The sequence below is a fragment of the Corallococcus sp. AB018 genome, assembly GCF_003986945.1.
Taxonomy (GTDB): domain Bacteria; phylum Myxococcota; class Myxococcia; order Myxococcales; family Myxococcaceae; genus Corallococcus; species Corallococcus exiguus.
On the sequence record NZ_RAWR01000544.1, the window covers coordinates 1 to 440 of the forward strand.

Genomic DNA, 440 nt, shown 5'->3' on the forward strand with positions numbered 1-440 from the left:
GTTGGGCTGCGTGTAGCGAAGTTTGATCGCCGCAGCGTACATCAGGAAGTACATCACGATGTACACAGTGGTAGTGAGCGCGAAAAGTGCCCAGAAACTACTGTTTAATCCTCCCGGGTACAGAAGAAACACCAAACCCCAGAAAGTGACGAAAAGTCCCTGAGCTATTAGAAGGCCTACGGGCATACCCTCGGAATTTCGCTTCTGTAGTATAGGGGGGAGACTGCCGTGTTCGGCAGTGACCGCAAGTCCCCGGACAGGCCCAAGAACCCACGCGACCACTTGGCCGGTCGCGCCAATAGCGACCAAAAGGCCAATCGTCTTAACTAAAAGTGGCGAACTAACCCCGCAAGCGATGGCAACGGCTTGCATGACTCCAGCGTTAAGACTCATTTTTTTGGCGGGCACCAACCAGGCCACAATCAGAGACCCGAGAATAC

Annotated in this window: 1 protein-coding gene; it reads right to left on the minus strand. The window is 53.9% G+C overall.

All coding sequences use genetic code 11. From position 1 onward, the window contains the following. Nucleotides 1-438, minus strand: a 438-nt coding sequence (locus D7Y11_RS45540; protein WP_368773809.1) for an amino acid permease, incomplete at its 3' end; no start/stop codon positions are given. Nucleotides 439-440: the final 2 nt, after the last annotated feature.